The 13,343-nt window shown below is 60.6% G+C and carries 15 protein-coding genes; 6 read left to right on the plus strand and 9 right to left on the minus strand.

Features of this window, described 5'->3' with window-relative positions; translation table 11 throughout:
* Positions 1-95: 95 nt before the first annotated feature.
* A complete protein-coding gene (locus tag N6L25_RS08405) occupies positions 96-1,097 on the plus strand; it encodes a DUF2804 domain-containing protein (RefSeq protein WP_271979373.1) in 1,002 nt (333 codons plus the stop codon).
* 47 nt (positions 1,098-1,144) lie between these two features.
* Here the strand turns inward: N6L25_RS08405 and minE are convergent, their stop codons facing one another.
* Genes minE through N6L25_RS08430 form a run of 5 tightly spaced genes read right to left on the minus strand, consistent with a single transcriptional unit; the run spans position 1,145 to position 3,689 of the window.
* Positions 1,145-1,396 carry a cell division topological specificity factor MinE gene (gene minE / locus N6L25_RS08410; protein ID WP_271979374.1) on the minus strand — a complete coding sequence of 84 codons (252 nt, stop codon included), beginning with the start codon at positions 1,394-1,396 and terminating at the stop codon, positions 1,145-1,147.
* A 6-nt stretch (positions 1,397-1,402) separates the two neighbouring features.
* Positions 1,403-2,212 (minus strand): septum site-determining protein MinD, encoded by an 810-nt coding sequence (gene minD / locus N6L25_RS08415; RefSeq protein ID WP_271979375.1) that lies wholly within the window; start codon positions 2,210-2,212, stop codon positions 1,403-1,405.
* Between the two features lie 51 nt (positions 2,213-2,263).
* Positions 2,264-3,022: a septum site-determining protein MinC gene (gene minC / locus N6L25_RS08420; protein ID WP_271979376.1), complete on the minus strand. Its 759-nt coding sequence runs from the start codon at positions 3,020-3,022 to the stop codon at positions 2,264-2,266.
* Positions 3,019-3,408, minus strand: a complete 390-nt coding sequence (locus N6L25_RS08425; RefSeq protein ID WP_271979377.1) for a HopJ type III effector protein — start codon at positions 3,406-3,408, stop codon at positions 3,019-3,021. Before N6L25_RS08425 ends, minC begins: the two co-directional genes overlap by 4 nt.
* The gene (locus N6L25_RS08430; RefSeq protein ID WP_271979378.1) at positions 3,405-3,689 is read right to left on the minus strand and encodes a DUF1244 domain-containing protein; all 285 of its coding nucleotides are present in this window, start codon (positions 3,687-3,689) and stop codon (positions 3,405-3,407) included. Before N6L25_RS08430 ends, N6L25_RS08425 begins: the two co-directional genes overlap by 4 nt.
* Positions 3,690-3,920: 231 nt before the next feature.
* Here N6L25_RS08430 and dinB point away from each other — a divergent pair, with 231 nt between their 5' ends.
* Positions 3,921-4,985, plus strand: a complete 1,065-nt coding sequence (gene dinB / locus N6L25_RS08435; protein WP_271979379.1) for a DNA polymerase IV — start codon at positions 3,921-3,923, stop codon at positions 4,983-4,985.
* 26 nt (positions 4,986-5,011) lie between these two features.
* On the opposite strand, the gene N6L25_RS08440 is transcribed toward dinB, so the two are convergent.
* The gene (locus N6L25_RS08440) at positions 5,012-5,578 is read right to left on the minus strand and encodes a phosphatase PAP2 family protein (protein ID WP_271979380.1); all 567 of its coding nucleotides are present in this window, start codon (positions 5,576-5,578) and stop codon (positions 5,012-5,014) included.
* Positions 5,547-6,764 (minus strand): glycosyltransferase family 4 protein, encoded by a 1,218-nt coding sequence (locus N6L25_RS08445; RefSeq protein ID WP_271979381.1) that lies wholly within the window; start codon positions 6,762-6,764, stop codon positions 5,547-5,549. Before N6L25_RS08445 ends, N6L25_RS08440 begins: the two co-directional genes overlap by 32 nt.
* 433 nt (positions 6,765-7,197) lie before the next feature.
* Between N6L25_RS08445 and N6L25_RS08450 the strand changes: the two genes are divergently transcribed.
* The 3 genes from N6L25_RS08450 to N6L25_RS08460 all read left to right on the plus strand — a co-directional run bounded on the left by N6L25_RS08450 (position 7,198) and on the right by N6L25_RS08460 (position 10,414).
* Positions 7,198-7,512, plus strand: a complete 315-nt coding sequence (locus tag N6L25_RS08450) for a hypothetical protein (protein ID WP_271979382.1) — start codon at positions 7,198-7,200, stop codon at positions 7,510-7,512.
* Positions 7,513-7,748: 236 nt separating this feature from the next.
* Positions 7,749-9,956, plus strand: a complete 2,208-nt coding sequence (locus N6L25_RS08455; RefSeq protein WP_271979383.1) for an acetyl-CoA hydrolase/transferase C-terminal domain-containing protein — start codon at positions 7,749-7,751, stop codon at positions 9,954-9,956.
* Entirely contained in the window at positions 9,956-10,414 is a 459-nt protein-coding gene (locus N6L25_RS08460) for an FKBP-type peptidyl-prolyl cis-trans isomerase (protein WP_271979384.1), read from the plus strand. The genes N6L25_RS08455 and N6L25_RS08460 overlap by 1 nt, the downstream gene beginning before the upstream one ends.
* 43 nt (positions 10,415-10,457) lie before the next feature.
* On the opposite strand, the gene N6L25_RS08465 is transcribed toward N6L25_RS08460, so the two are convergent.
* Positions 10,458-11,276 carry a lysophospholipid acyltransferase family protein gene (locus N6L25_RS08465; protein WP_271979385.1) on the minus strand — a complete coding sequence of 273 codons (819 nt, stop codon included), beginning with the start codon at positions 11,274-11,276 and terminating at the stop codon, positions 10,458-10,460.
* A 29-nt stretch (positions 11,277-11,305) separates the two neighbouring features.
* Positions 11,306-12,070, minus strand: coding sequence for a GNAT family N-acetyltransferase (locus N6L25_RS08470; RefSeq protein WP_271979386.1), 765 nt, complete (start codon positions 12,068-12,070; stop codon positions 11,306-11,308).
* Positions 12,071-12,549: 479 nt separating this feature from the next.
* Between N6L25_RS08470 and N6L25_RS08475 the strand changes: the two genes are divergently transcribed.
* Positions 12,550-13,287 carry a response regulator gene (locus tag N6L25_RS08475; protein ID WP_271979387.1) on the plus strand — a complete coding sequence of 246 codons (738 nt, stop codon included), beginning with the start codon at positions 12,550-12,552 and terminating at the stop codon, positions 13,285-13,287.
* Positions 13,288-13,343 lie beyond the last annotated feature (56 nt).

Genomic DNA, 13,343 nt, shown 5'->3' on the forward strand with positions numbered 1-13,343 from the left:
CGCTGCCACCCGTGAAACTGTGCCGTAGCCGACGGTTTGAGGACCGTGGCCCCGGTAATAATTGGTGGCTCGACTTGCATGAGACAGGAAGACGAATGAACAAGCTGATCGACGAACAGGGAAAGCCGTTCCTGGGGGTGTTGCCGGAGCCAGTGGACGCCATCAATTATCTGGATTACGACCTGCGTACGGTAATGGACCGGCCTCGCTCCGGCCTGGCCCGGCGCTGGCGCTTCAACCAGTTTCAGTTTGTCAGCGTCATGGGGCCCGACTGGTTGATGGGCGTGGCGATCGTCGATCTCAAGCTGGTCAGCAATGCATTTTTCTACCTGTTTGATTTCCGCTCGGGCGATCTCTACGAACGCAGCCTGCTCCAGCCCTTGGGCTGGAACACCCAGCTGGAACCGAAGCCGGAAGTCGGTACTGCCCGATTCGCCAAGGGCTCGGCAGAGATTGTGATAGAGCCCACCGCCAGTGGGCGACGGGTGCGCATCCGGGACGGGGCCCGGATACGGGCCGATTTTGAGCTTCAGCAGGACAGTGATCCGCTGCGGATGGCGTCACAGGCCGGCTACAACGGTTGGGTGTTTACCCGTAAATCGGCCGGATTGCCGGTGACCGGTTCGGTCCACTGGGATGGGCGTGACTTTCACTGCGACCCCGGCTTTCGTGGCACCATTGACTGGAGCTGTGGCTACATGCGGCGGGAGACCGCCTGGAATTGGGCGTGCCTGGCGGGGCAGTTGCCGGATGGCCGGTCGCTGGGGTTGAATCTCGCCGCCGGGGTCAATGAAACCGGAGTCACCGAGAACGCGCTGTGGCTCGACGGCCGCTGCCACAAGCTCGATATGGCCCGTTTTGAATTTGATCGCCAGGCGCCGGAATCCCCGTGGCGAGTCACGACCTCGGATGGTCGGGTAGACCTGCGCTTTACGCCTTCGGGGGTGCGCCAGGAGCGCATGGACGTGGTGGTGCTGGCGTCCAACTTCCGCCAGTATGCCGGTACTTTTGAGGGTGTGGTGCGGGATGAGGCTGGCGGAGAGGTGGTGGTCGACGGCCTGCGGGGGCTGATGGAAGACCACTTTGCCCGCTGGTGAGGTCGACGGCGGCTGGCGGCCCGCAGGGCCGCCAGCGCCAGCCGGTGTTATTGCTCGGGAAGGGTGACGTTCAGTTCCAGTACCGAACAGCTATCGTTGCGGTCCACTTCCACCTGCACCATGTCGTCGTCGATCTGGACGTACTTGCGAATCACCTGCAGCAGCTCCTGCTGGAGCTGGGGCAGGTAATCCGGCTGATCGCGATGCCCCCGTTCATGGGCAACAATGATCTGCAGCCGCTCCTTGGCCACGCTGGCGCTGTTTGTTTTCTTGCTTCTGAAGTAATCCAGGAAACTCATCCGCTATCACCCCTTGAACATCCGTGAAAAGAATCCTTTCTTCTGCGAGGTCATAAAGCGATGCTCCCGTTCTTCGCCTAGCAAACGGGCGACGGCGTCTTCGTACGCCTGGCCCGCATCGCTGTCTTCTTCCAGGATCACCGGGGTGCCCTGGTTGGAGGCGTTGAGTACCACCTGAGACTCCGGAATCACGCCCAGCAGCGGAATGGCCAAGATTTCTTCCACGTCGCCGACCGACAGCATTTCGCCCTTTTCAACCCGCTCCGGATTGTAGCGGGTGAGCAGCAGGTGCTCCTTGACGGGGTCTTGGCTCATTTCGGCGCGGCGGGACTTGCTCTGCAGGATGCCCAGAATTCGATCGGAATCGCGTACTGAGGAGACTTCGGGGTTGGTCACAACGATGGCCTCGTCGGCGTAGTACAGCGCCATCTGGGCGCCGTGTTCGATGCCGGCCGGGGAGTCGCAGACAATGTAGTCGAAAGTTTGCGACAGCTCATTGATGACCGCTTCCACGCCCTCTTTGGTCAGGGCTTCCTTCTCCCTGGTTTGGGATGCGGGCAGGATATACAGGGAGTCAACCCGCTTGTCGCGGATCAGGGCCTGATTCAGAGAGGCTTCGCCCTGGATGACGTTGACGAAGTCGTACACCACACGACGTTCGCAGTTCATGATGAGGTCCAGGTTGCGCAGGCCAACGTCAAAATCAATAACTACGGTCTTGTGGCCACGACGGGCCAGTCCGGTGCTGATTGAAGCGCTGGTTGTGGTTTTACCTACGCCGCCTTTGCCTGAGGTAACGACGATGATTCTAGCCAAGGTTGCAATCCCTTTTGCGTGAGTGTGACGAACTGGGTTTCATTGCGCTGCTCATCCGGCGGCCAGTGGTGAGGCCACCAGTACGTCATTGTTGAGCTGGATTTGTACGGCGGTTTTCCAACCGCTCTCTTGTAAGTCTTCCGAGATCTTGTATTGGCCGGCGATGGAAACCAGTTCGGCTTCCAGCGATTGACAGAAAATCCGTGCGCCGGGGGCGCCATGGATGCCGGCCAGGGCACGTCCGCGCAGCGGACCATAAACGTGGATGTTACCCGCAGCCAATACTTCCGCGCCAGCCTGAACCGGGGCCAAAATGACCAGATCGCCGTCCGGGGCGTAGATCTGCTGACCTGACCGGACGGTCTGACTGACAATTTTGGTTGGCCGCGTCTCCGTCGTCGCCGATTCAGCGGCCTGGGGCGCGGGTGCGGGCTCGTGGCTGGCGGCCGCCGCCTCAGGCGGCGCGCTGTCGCGCTGGCTGACTGCCGGCAGCAGGGCCAGAGCTGCATTGCGGGCCAGGCGGCGCAGGTCTTCGTTGCCGCCCCGAACGCCGATCACATGGATGTTGTGGCGACGGCAGCTGCCGATCAGCTTGAAGAAGTCGAGCTCGCTGGTGGCTCCTTCGTATTTTTCCAGGCTGACAATCAGCGGGATGTCCCTGAAAAACCCGGGGGCCTGACTGATCTTGTCCCGCAGCGTTGCCTCGAAGCTGTCACTGTCAAAAAAGTGAAGTTCCAGCGCGGTCAGAGAGACGTTGGCGCTCTTGAGCTGGAAGCAGTGCGTGACATCCGCAGAGGTGGCATTGGTCATGATGGATTCGATTCCCGGGCGGCTTCTTGTGAGGGTGTGGTTTTCAGGCGCAGTGGCGGCTGCTCGAAGCGAATGCCTGACCAACCGGTGCCGATGAACTGGCGGATATTGCCGTGACTGTTCCCGGTAGGCTCGTCCAGGACCTGTTGATAGTGTCGACCGAAGCAGCGCAATGTCTCCGACTCGTTCAGGTTGCAGAACTGGCCGAGGGCAAACAGCTTGCAGGACCCTTCGTTCTCGCCGGGGCCGTTGAACAGCGGGCCGTTGTGAAAGCCGGCCGGGGTATAATCGAAATAGCGCTCGATCAGCGCGAGGGTGTCCTCAAAATCACTGCGCCGGGCGTCCAGTGACGCCAGATGGATTGTTACGGCTTCCGTGATGGTCATGGTTGCTGCCCGTCCTGCTTGGGGCCTTGCTGATGGCGAGCCTTCCAGTCTTCGTAGGGCATGCCGTAAATGCGCTCGCGGGCATCCGGATCGGACAGCGCCACGCCACGTTCACTGGCTTCCGCCCGGTACCATTTGGACAGGCAGTTGCGGCAAAATCCGGCCAGATTCATCAGATCGATGTTCTGAACCTCGGGGTGATCCTGCAGGTGCGCCACGAGACGACGGAAAGCGGCGGCTTCAATTTCGGTTTCGATTTGCTTCGATACAGGGGCTGTCATAGTGTGCGACATCCTTTATGGGCGGTAAGGGACCAATGCCCGTGCGCGCCCGGGCGAGCGGGGCTGGCATGGTCGGATCAACCGGTTTGGGGCATGGTACCGCAAGTTGCGGAAGGGAAAAATGCCGTGTTTCCGGACTTTTTGCGGTACCTTGCGACAAGGTGTTGTCTTGGTGATGGTTTTGCGGTGGCAAACGTCAACAGAAATCCACTTGAACAGGCAGTGGCGGCCATGGGCCAGCGAAAGATCATCCATATCGATTGTGACTGTTTTTATGCTGCCGTCGAGATGCTGGATGACCCGTCCCTGCGCCAAGTACCGTTGGCCGTTGGCGGCGAGGGCGGCCGGGGCGTGGTGACCACGTGCAACTACCGGGCGCGGGCGTTCGGCGTGCGTTCGGCCATGCCTGGCGGCGAAGCCCGCCGGCTGTGCCCGGAGTTGGTGACGGTGCCGCCTAATATGGCCCGGTATCGGGAAGTGTCCCGTCAGGTCATGACCATCTTCCGGGAACTCACGGAATGGGTGGAGCCGCTGTCGCTGGATGAGGCGTTTCTCGACGTGACCGACATCGAATCCCATCGCGGCAGTGCCACGCTGATGGCCCGCTACTTGCGCGAGCGGGTCCGTCAGGACGTGGGCATCACGGTATCGGCCGGGGTCGCACCCAACAAGTTCCTGGCCAAGATTGCCAGCGACTGGGAAAAACCGGACGGCCTCTTCGTGATTCGTCCGGAGGACGTCGACGGTTTTGTTCGTGCCCTGCCGGTGGAGAAATTGTTCGGCGTGGGCAAGGTGACTGCCCGCAAGCTCCACGAATTGGGCATTGCGACTTGCGCCGATTTGCAAGCGCTACGCCCGGAGCAGCTCACCGAGCAGTTTGGTCGCCAGGGCTATCGCCTCTATGAGATGGCCCACGGTCGTGACGAGCGGCCGGTGGTGGTGAGTCGCAACGCTAAGTCGGTGAGTGTGGAGCGTACCTTTGCCAAGGATCTGCCGGGGCGCGCCGCCTGTGAAGCCGTGGTGGAAGAGTTGGTGGTGGAGCTGGTCCGGCGGCTGTCCCGCAAGGCCGGTGACAAGCCCATCCATAAGCTGTTTGTGAAGATCCGCTACAGCGATTTTTCAACCCATACCCTGGAGCGGGTGCGCGAATCGGTGCAACAGCCCCAATCTCAGGACTACCTGCCCCTGCTGCGGGAATTGGTGACCGACGCTGAGCGCCCGGTGCGTCTGCTGGGGTTGGGAGTGCGATTCCGCAGCGAACAGTCGCCCACTCAACAGTTGCGGTTGTTCGACTAGACTGCGCCCAAGCCTCGTGGCACCCTTCAGCCAAACATGGCGACAAACCAGTCGCTAAATCCGTACACCGCCGTTAACCCCAGGCTGGCGCCGATGACCGCGCCGGCGGCCACATCGCTGGGGTAATGCAGTCCCAGTACCACCCGCGAGGCGGCCACGCTGAAGGTGAAGGGCAGAATCAGCCAGGCCAGGCCCGGCATCATCACGGCCAGCATGGTGTTGAAGCAGACCGCATGCAGGGTATGCCCGGAGGGGAAGCTGTAGCGATCCAGGGGCGGAGTACCGCAACTGATGGAGGGGAATGAGATGAACGGGCGTTCCCGGATCAGCCAGCGCTTCAGCAGCTTGTAGCTCATGGTGCAGGTCAGGCCGGTGGCGACCATCAACAGCGCGATGGCCAGACCGTCCTGGGGGCGCAGCAGGGGCAGGGCGAGGATCAGGGCGTACCAGAACCAGCCGTCTCCCAGTTTGCTGGTGAGCTGAAAGTAACCATGCACCGGCCGGAACCGCAGTGACCGGTTGATGGTCTGGCAGAGGGCGAACTCCCGTTGGTCGACCGCCTCAAAGAAGCGGGATGCTTTGCTTGATGGCATGGTATTTGGCCCTGTGTTGCTGGTTGAGTACCAGTTGTTCGAACTGTTCGATTTGTGTGCTCCAGTTCAGCTCCAGAGCGTCCAGTCGCGCCTGGGCCCGTATCCGGCTGAGTAGGGTGGGTTGGTCTGCCAGCTTGAGCGCGGCGTCGATAAAGCCGTCGTCGTCACTCAGGTCGGCCTTCATGCCGTTGCCTTCGTGCTGAATGTGTTCGCTGGCGGCGGCATCGTCATAGGCAACCACCGCCAGGCCACTGGCCATGGCCTCGGTAACCACGTTGCCAAAGGTGTCGGTCTTGCTGGGAAACAGAAAGATGTCCCCGGAGGCGTAGTGCCGTGCCAGGGCTTCCCCGCGCTGCATGCCGCAGAACAGGTAATCCGGGTGTTTCTCGGCCAGCCGTTTGCGCATGGGACCGTCGCCCACTAGCACGAATCGGGCCTTGGGGTGCAGGTTGCGGATTCGCTCGAAGCAGGCCGAGGCCATCTGCAGGTTTTTCTCCGACGCCAGTCGACCGACGTAGAGCACCACCCGTTCGTTCGGCGCCACGCCCCAGCTTGATCGCAGCTCCGTATCGCGCTTGTGGGGGGTAAAGCGGGTGCAATCCACGCCGCGGCTCCACAGTCCGGTGCTCTGCACGCCCATGGCCCGCACCGCGTCCTGCATCTTGCGGGTGGGCACCAGCGTAATGGCGGTGCGGTTATGGAACCAGCGGCCGTAGCCGCACAGCAGTTTTTCCAGGAAGCCGGCGCCGTAATAGTGGCTGTAACTGTGGAAATTGGTGTGAAAGCCGGAGCTGACCGGAATGCCGAGGCGTTGCGCCGCACTCACGGCGACGACGCCCAAGGGGCCTTCAGTGGCCACGTAGAGGGCGTCGGGGCGCTGACGGCGCCAGAGTTTGGTCAGCCTGCCGGTGCGGGCCAGGCCGAAACGCAGTTCCGGATACCCGGGCAGCGGAATGCCCGTCACCAGGTGTTCACTGGTGAACAGGGCCTGACCCGCGGCCTGAACCTCGGCGCCGGATTCGTCCTGCTGGCGCGGACGCACCACCGAGACTCGATGGCCTTGTTGCATCAAACCCTGGCACAAATGGCGCAGGGTGTTGGCGACGCCGTTGACTTCCGGGGGGAAGGTCTCGGACACGATGGCAATGTGACGGGGTCGTATGGATGTTCTTGTCGGTTCTGTCATGCGCTTACCATGCCGATATGGACTGGCGGATGGGGCCGGCCCGGCCAGGTTGCCAGGCTCGGCTCTCCATCTCCCTGCTGTCACTATGGAAAGACTCTGTGACAGCCAGGCGACAGCGCGATGACATTCTGTTTACTCTCTGACCACTCGAGTTACCTCCCCAGGCCATCAGGTGGTATCGGAAGATGGCTAACATGACAAAATGTTAACAAATGGTAGGCTGGTTCCTGCGGATTTGCTATTTGCTTGATGACAAAGTCTAAGCTGGCGGAATTCGACGTTGATTGATGATAAATTGACACGTTCTGTTGCAGTTGGTGACAAAAAGCCGATGACAATGTGTCGCCTTTCACAGATATGAGACTCAAGTTGATTAGACTTTAGCCTAATGGAGCTCTAAAATTCGCTTCGCAAATCAGTAGTCAGGCTAATTATGGTTATTCGAATCTTCGTCGCCTTGCTGGCGCTCAACATGCTGACCTTTGTCGTTCGGGCCGATGCCGCGGAGCGTGAGCCGGTGTTGGCTGAAATTGCCGTGGATAACCTGTATCAGCTGCAGGAGCAGATGTCAGGGGATTTTGAGCGGGATGAAACCGATGCGTTGACCGAAATCGGCTCACGTTTGCTCAGTCTCGGCTTCAATAGCGCCGCTGATGACAAGAGCTACGCCTCTCAGGCGGTCAAACCGGATCATGGCGTGGCGCTGTTGCAGCGCGGCGCCTGCCTGAACCTGAAGTGGAAATTCTGATCCTCCGGTTGTTCAATTGTTACGTTGTTAGTTTGCTAAACCCCACGCCTTTGCACTCCCCGCTCTGAACGTCGTTTCCGGCGCTGATTCTGCCTTTCTTTGACGTATTTCCCTGTCTGCCTGCCTGGGCCAAATTGCTTCGAGCCTTCATTCCGATGGTCCCCTACGTTGTCTGCCGCGCCCAGTCGTGTGATTATCCCTGTCCATTGGATGTTTCGTGATAGGGGAGTGTTGCGATGGTGTCAGACAGCCCGGTCAAGGTGGCCAGCGGTGAAGCCTGTGTGGATGCGGTGATTGAACGGGTGGGTAACCGGATCATTCTCGGTCTGCCATTGGGATTGGGTAAGCCGGTGCGATTCGTGAACGCGCTCTATCGCCGGGCCCAGCAGGATGCCACCATCGATCTGCACATCATAACGGCCATTTCCATGCTGGCACCCCAAGGGCATTCGTCCCTGGAACAGCGCTTTCTGGAGCCGTTTGCCCACCGACTTTATGGCGACATTCCGGAACTGGAGTACGCCCGCGATGTGGTGGACGGCCAGCTTCCCGACAATGTCCGGGTCTCCGAGTTCTTCTTTAAGGCCGGAAGTTTTCTCGGCAACACTGAGCAGCAGCGCAATTACGTCTGTACCAACTACACCCACGCCGTCCGGGATCTGTTGGCCCAGGGGGTCAATGTTGTCGGGCAGCTGGTGGCGCCGGCTCAGGGTAAGGAATCGGAGTTGGTGAGTTTGAGTTGTAATCCGGATCTGTCACTGGATCTGCTCCCCGCGCTCCGTGCCAGGGCCGAGGCCGGGGAGGCCATCGCCCTGGTGGCCGAGACCAATCGACATCTGCCCTACCTCGGTCGGGACGCCGAGGTGGCCGCCAGCAGCTTTGACATCCTGCTGGACCGTCAAAAAACCGAGTACCCGCTGTTTTCGGTGCCTCAGATGGCCGTCTCTTCGGTGGATCATGCCATTGGCTTCTACGCCAGTACGTTGCTCAAGGACGGCGGGACCCTGCAGGTGGGAATTGGCTCCCTGGGGGCTGCCTTGGTGCACAGCACCCTGCTGCGGCATACCCGCAACGCGGCCTGGCGACAGATTTTCGATGCGCTTGAGGTGGCCCGGCGCCAGCCGGCGGCACAGCAATGTGGCGATACCGGCACCTTTGAGGAGGGGTTGTACGGCTGCAGTGAGATGATGGTAGATGGCTTCATGCATCTGCTGCAGGCCGGCGTGCTGAAGCGGGAGGTGTTCGATCATGCCGGGCTTCAGCGGCTGATCAATGAGGGCAAGGTGGGGCTTGAGGTTAGCCTGGCAACGCTGGACGCGCTGCGCGAGGCTGAGCTGATTCATTCGCCGTTGCGAGCCCGGGACGTACATTGGCTGAGCCATTACGGCATTCTCCATGCGGATGTGCGTTACAAGGGCGGGCGATTGGTGGTACAGGGCCAGACTCTGGAGCCAGACCTGGATGATGCGTCAGCCCGCGAGGGCATAGCGCTCCTCGCGCTGGGGCAACGCCTGCAGGGTGGGGTGGTGCTGCACGGCGGCTTCTACCTTGGGCCGGAGGCCTTCTATCAGCAGCTGCGGCAATTGACGCCGGGCCAGCGGGACCGGATCTGCATGACCAGTGTGAATTACATCAACCACCTGTACGACCACCGCTTAGGCAATCAACAATTGAAGGCCGCTCAGCGCAAGGAGAGCCGGTTTGTCAATTCCGCCATGATGCATACCCTGGACGGTGCTGTCGTATCCGACGGCCTGGACGATGGCCGGGTGGTCAGTGGCGTAGGCGGCCAGTACAACTTCGTTGCCATGGCCCATGAGCTGCCGGATGCCCGCTCTATCCTGACCTTGCGCAGTACCCGGTCGTCCGGTGGCAAAACCGTATCCAACATCGTGTTCAATTACGCTCACTGCACCATTCCCCGGCATCTACGGGACCTGGTGGTGACCGAGTACGGCATTGCCGATCTGCGTGGCAAATCCGATGAACAGGTGTATCTGGAGATGATTCGGATCGCCGACTCCCGGTTCCAGCCAAAGCTGCTGAAACAGGCCAAGCGCGCGGGTAAAGTGGCGGCGGATTACGAGCTTCCGGAAGAATGGCGCCATAACACGACGGAATCCGTTCGGGCGGTGTTTCAGCCGGCGACCGGCGAGGAGTTGTTCCCGGCGTTTCCGTTTGGCTGCGATTTCAGTGAGGATGAGCTGGCGCTGGGTAGGGCGCTCAAGGCGTTAAAAGCGGCAACCGCAAGCCGTCGTGGTAAACTGGCGCTATTGTGGCGAGGCCTGGGGGCCCCGGCGGATCTGTCGCCGGTTCTGCCGCTGTTGAAACGCATGGGACTGAATGCGCCGAAGGGCCTGCGGGAAAAGCTGCATCAGCGGCTGTTGCTGCAGGGGCTGACGCTCGCCGGTCTCCTCGGTACCAAAGGAATTCCCAAGACATAATGCAAACGACCGCAGTTTATACCGTTCACTATCAACTGAAGAACCGCACCGGCGAGGTGGTGGATACCTCCGAGGGTGGCGAGCCACTGCACTTCCTGTTGGGTGGTGATGGAGTTATCGAAGGTATTCAGGAGGCCGTGCGGGAGCGCGGTCCGGGTGACTGCCTGGAGGTGACCATTCCGCCGGCCATGGCTTACGGTGACCACAACCCGGATTTGGTGCGCAAGGTCCCTCGCTCCGCCTTCGAGGGCATAGAGGATCTACAGGTCGGTATGAAGTTTCAGACCAACACCGGTGAGCAAGCCCAGGTGGTGCGGGTGATGGCGATCGATGGCAATCTGGTCATGGTGGATGCCAACCATCCGCTGGCGGGCTTGACCCTGTATTTCGAACTGGAAATTATCGCCAGGCGGGAGGCGACCGAGGACGAGATCGAGGCCGGCCGCCCGCTGTTCTGAGGGGCTGCCGGTACCGCCTGGCTGTTCCGGCGGCGAGAAGCGTTCAGCGGGCAGAGACCGGTTTGCCGGCGGTGCCTGACTGAGCCCCGCTCTGATGGATCTGCGTCAGCCCCTCCATCACGGTCTGGCGCAGGGTCTGGCAGAGAGTGTCCATGTCGGTGTCCATGCGGGTATCCATGAGAGCGCCTGGCACCACGGTAACCGGCGGGTGATAGACCACGCCGACCTCCACTGCCGGTTTTTGCAGTAACCGCATCAGGTGTGACTGGAAGTCGTCGTCCCCAATGAACGGTGCCAAATGATCCGGCTGGCCGTCTCGCAGGTATCCGATGCTGATGGGCTGGATGGCGACACCCGCGTCCGCGGCTGCCCACAATAGCCGCTGATGGAAGGGCAGAACGGTGAGGCCGGCGCTGGTGGTACCTTCGGGAAACACCAGCACGGATTGGCCCTGGTGTAGTGTTGCGGCAATTTCCTGGCGACTGAGTCCGGATTTACCGCTGCGGCGCTGGATGAACAGGGTCCCTGCCTGATGGGCGAGCCAACCGATCAGTGGCCATTGCCCGACTTCCGCCTTGGACAAAAATCTCAACGGGGCCGTGCCGCCGAGTACTGGAATGTCCGACCAGGAGATGTGGTTGCTGATAAACAGCACCGGCCCGTCGATTGCCTGGCCCTGTTGTCTGACCCGAAACCCAAGACAGCGTACCGCGCCCTGGAAACAGAAGCTGGCGTAGGGCGTGCGGTCGATGGGGCGACGTTTGATCAGTTCAGCCAGTGATACCGCAACGGCAACCCCGGCGGTGAAACCGAGGAACAGCACGAACAGCGTCAGTCTAACGCTCAGGCGAATGTAGCCCATGTTTGCGTCTCCTTCGCAAAGCCGGTGTGTCAATCCTTCTGACGGCGCATGAAATGCTTGCTGTAGCGGTCCGCAAGCTGGTTGACTTCCAGGACCACCAGCAGGTCTGCGCAGCGGAAATCCGGATCCCAGCAGGGCTCACCGCAGACCCTGGCCCCCAGGCGCATATAGGCCTTGATCAGCGCCGGTGCCTCCACCGGTCGGTCGTCGCTGACCGGGTGAGTCAGGTGGGGCAGGTCCCGCTTCGGCGTCACCCGGAAACGCTCATCCGCCAGGTACTCCTGCTGCAAATGCTTGGCGATGCGCCAGGCTCGCTGTCCGCCATCGGACATGCCAATGCTGGCGCAGCCGATCAAGTAATCGACCCGTTGGGCGACCAGGTATTCAGCAACGGACGCCCAGAGCATGCTGATGGTGGCGCCACTGCGATAGTCGGGATGCACGCAGGTGCGGCCCAGTTCGGCCACCGTGCCCGGCAGGCGGTACAGGTTGGTCAGGTTGAATTCGCCTTCGGAATAGAAACCGCCGGCTTGGGCGGCGCCGTCGCTGTGGAGGATCCGCGTGGTGGCCACTAATTGGCCGTTGGCTTCGTCGGTCACCACAAGATGGTCGCACCAGCTGTCAAACTCATCCGCGTCCAGGCCGGGGGTGCAGCTGCCCAAGTCTGACTCATACTCTTCGGAAAACACCTCGTAACGTAGCCGTTGGGCCGCTTCGATCAAGCTGGGCTGGCGGGTAATGACAGTCTTAAGGCGACGGGCTGAGCGGGCAGCGCGAGCGGTTTGTACGGTCATGGTGCTGTCTCTTTGTTTCCATTTTCAGACAAGCCTATGAAGCCGGTGTGACAGCTCGATGAAGTGGGGGTGACGGAACTGTGACAGCAGCGGGGCCGATCGGGCCAGCGGGCAATGCGTCACATGGTGTTACGATTGGCCGGTTCCATGTATATTTCTGAATACCATGTATAATTGCTGTTACAGGACGTTGCCTGTACTGTTTAAGAGAGTACTTAAGGTTAAGAACGTATTAGGTTAAGAACGTAGTTAGGTTAAGAGCGTGCTTAGGTTAAGAAAGCACTTGGGCTAAGAGGCTCCTTAAAGGTTAGGGCTGCCTTTACCTGCTGAGGCAGTGCTTAACATTTTGGCAGTACGCAACGCGTGGGGTCGTAAAGCCTACGGTCAGGCGGGCAGTAAGCGATCTCCGTAGCTGAGGCACGGAGGCGAGGTTGGGTCTGTCTAGCGGCGGGTACCCGTTCCGGAAAACAAAATCAGAGATGGATGGCGTGGAACAGACGAATGAAAGTTGGCGTATCCTCATCGTTGAGGATGATGAACGGCTGGCGGATCTGACCCGGGAGTACTTGGAGGGGAACGGGCTCACGGTGGCTGTTGAATCCCATGGCGGGCACGCAGTCGATCGCATCCGCAATGAGCAGCCGGATCTGGTGGTGCTGGATTTGATGCTGCCAGGGGAAGATGGATTGTCCATTTGCCGCCGGGTGCGACCGTATTTTTCGGGGCCGATCATCATGTTGACGGCCAGAACCGACGACCTGGATCAGGTGCTCGGGCTCGAAATGGGTGCGGACGATTACATCGGCAAGCCGGTGCAACCACGGGTATTGCTGGCCCGGATTCGGGCGCTGTTGCGTCGCGTTGGCGAGACTGCTGGGTCCTCGGCGGAGGCAGAGGGCGAAGATGAACCGGTGCGCTTGCAGTTTAACGACCTGGTGGTGGATCGCTCGATGCGGGAAGCCTGGCTTAACGATAAGAGCATTGATCTGACCAGCGCCGAGTTTGACCTGTTGTGGCTGCTGGCCAGCAGTGCCGGGCGGGTATTGAGTCGGGAAGAGATCTTCACCGCGCTTCGGGGTATCGAGTACGACGGTCAGGATCGCTCGATTGACGTTCGGGTCTCACGGATTCGCCCCAAGATTGGCGACGATCCGGTACACCCGCGGCGGATCAAGACCGTTCGCAGCAAGGGCTATCTGTTCGTCAAGGAAGCCTGACTGACTACCAGTGGCCTGCGCCGGTGGAGCGCCGGCCCGTTTCTCCAGGGTAGGAC

Origin of the sequence: Marinobacter sp. SS21 (assembly GCF_028369065.1) — a bacterium.
Taxonomy (GTDB): Bacteria; Pseudomonadota; Gammaproteobacteria; order Pseudomonadales; family Oleiphilaceae; genus Marinobacter.

What these genes read in the sequence shown, in the direction of transcription:
- N6L25_RS08445 (WP_271979381.1), bottom strand. Translation starts at nt 6,764, where the DNA reads ATGACAGAACCGACAAGAACATCCATACGACCCCGTCACATTGCCATC.
- N6L25_RS08475 (WP_271979387.1), top strand. Translation starts at nt 12,550, where the DNA reads ATGGATGGCGTGGAACAGACGAATGAAAGTTGGCGTATCCTCATCGTT.
- N6L25_RS08425 (WP_271979377.1), bottom strand. Translation starts at nt 3,408, where the DNA reads ATGACCATCACGGAAGCCGTAACAATCCATCTGGCGTCACTGGACGCC.
- N6L25_RS08460 (WP_271979384.1), top strand. Translation starts at nt 9,956, where the DNA reads ATGCAAACGACCGCAGTTTATACCGTTCACTATCAACTGAAGAACCGC.
- minE (WP_271979374.1), bottom strand. Translation starts at nt 1,396, where the DNA reads ATGAGTTTCCTGGATTACTTCAGAAGCAAGAAAACAAACAGCGCCAGC.
- N6L25_RS08405 (WP_271979373.1), top strand. Translation starts at nt 96, where the DNA reads ATGAACAAGCTGATCGACGAACAGGGAAAGCCGTTCCTGGGGGTGTTG.
- N6L25_RS08440 (WP_271979380.1), bottom strand. Translation starts at nt 5,578, where the DNA reads ATGCCATCAAGCAAAGCATCCCGCTTCTTTGAGGCGGTCGACCAACGG.
- dinB (WP_271979379.1), top strand. Translation starts at nt 3,921, where the DNA reads ATGGGCCAGCGAAAGATCATCCATATCGATTGTGACTGTTTTTATGCT.
- N6L25_RS08430 (WP_271979378.1), bottom strand. Translation starts at nt 3,689, where the DNA reads ATGACAGCCCCTGTATCGAAGCAAATCGAAACCGAAATTGAAGCCGCC.
- N6L25_RS08470 (WP_271979386.1), bottom strand. Translation starts at nt 12,070, where the DNA reads ATGACCGTACAAACCGCTCGCGCTGCCCGCTCAGCCCGTCGCCTTAAG.
- N6L25_RS08455 (WP_271979383.1), top strand. Translation starts at nt 7,749, where the DNA reads ATGGTGTCAGACAGCCCGGTCAAGGTGGCCAGCGGTGAAGCCTGTGTG.
- minC (WP_271979376.1), bottom strand. Translation starts at nt 3,022, where the DNA reads ATGACCAATGCCACCTCTGCGGATGTCACGCACTGCTTCCAGCTCAAG.
- N6L25_RS08465 (WP_271979385.1), bottom strand. Translation starts at nt 11,276, where the DNA reads ATGGGCTACATTCGCCTGAGCGTTAGACTGACGCTGTTCGTGCTGTTC.
- N6L25_RS08450 (WP_271979382.1), top strand. Translation starts at nt 7,198, where the DNA reads ATGGTTATTCGAATCTTCGTCGCCTTGCTGGCGCTCAACATGCTGACC.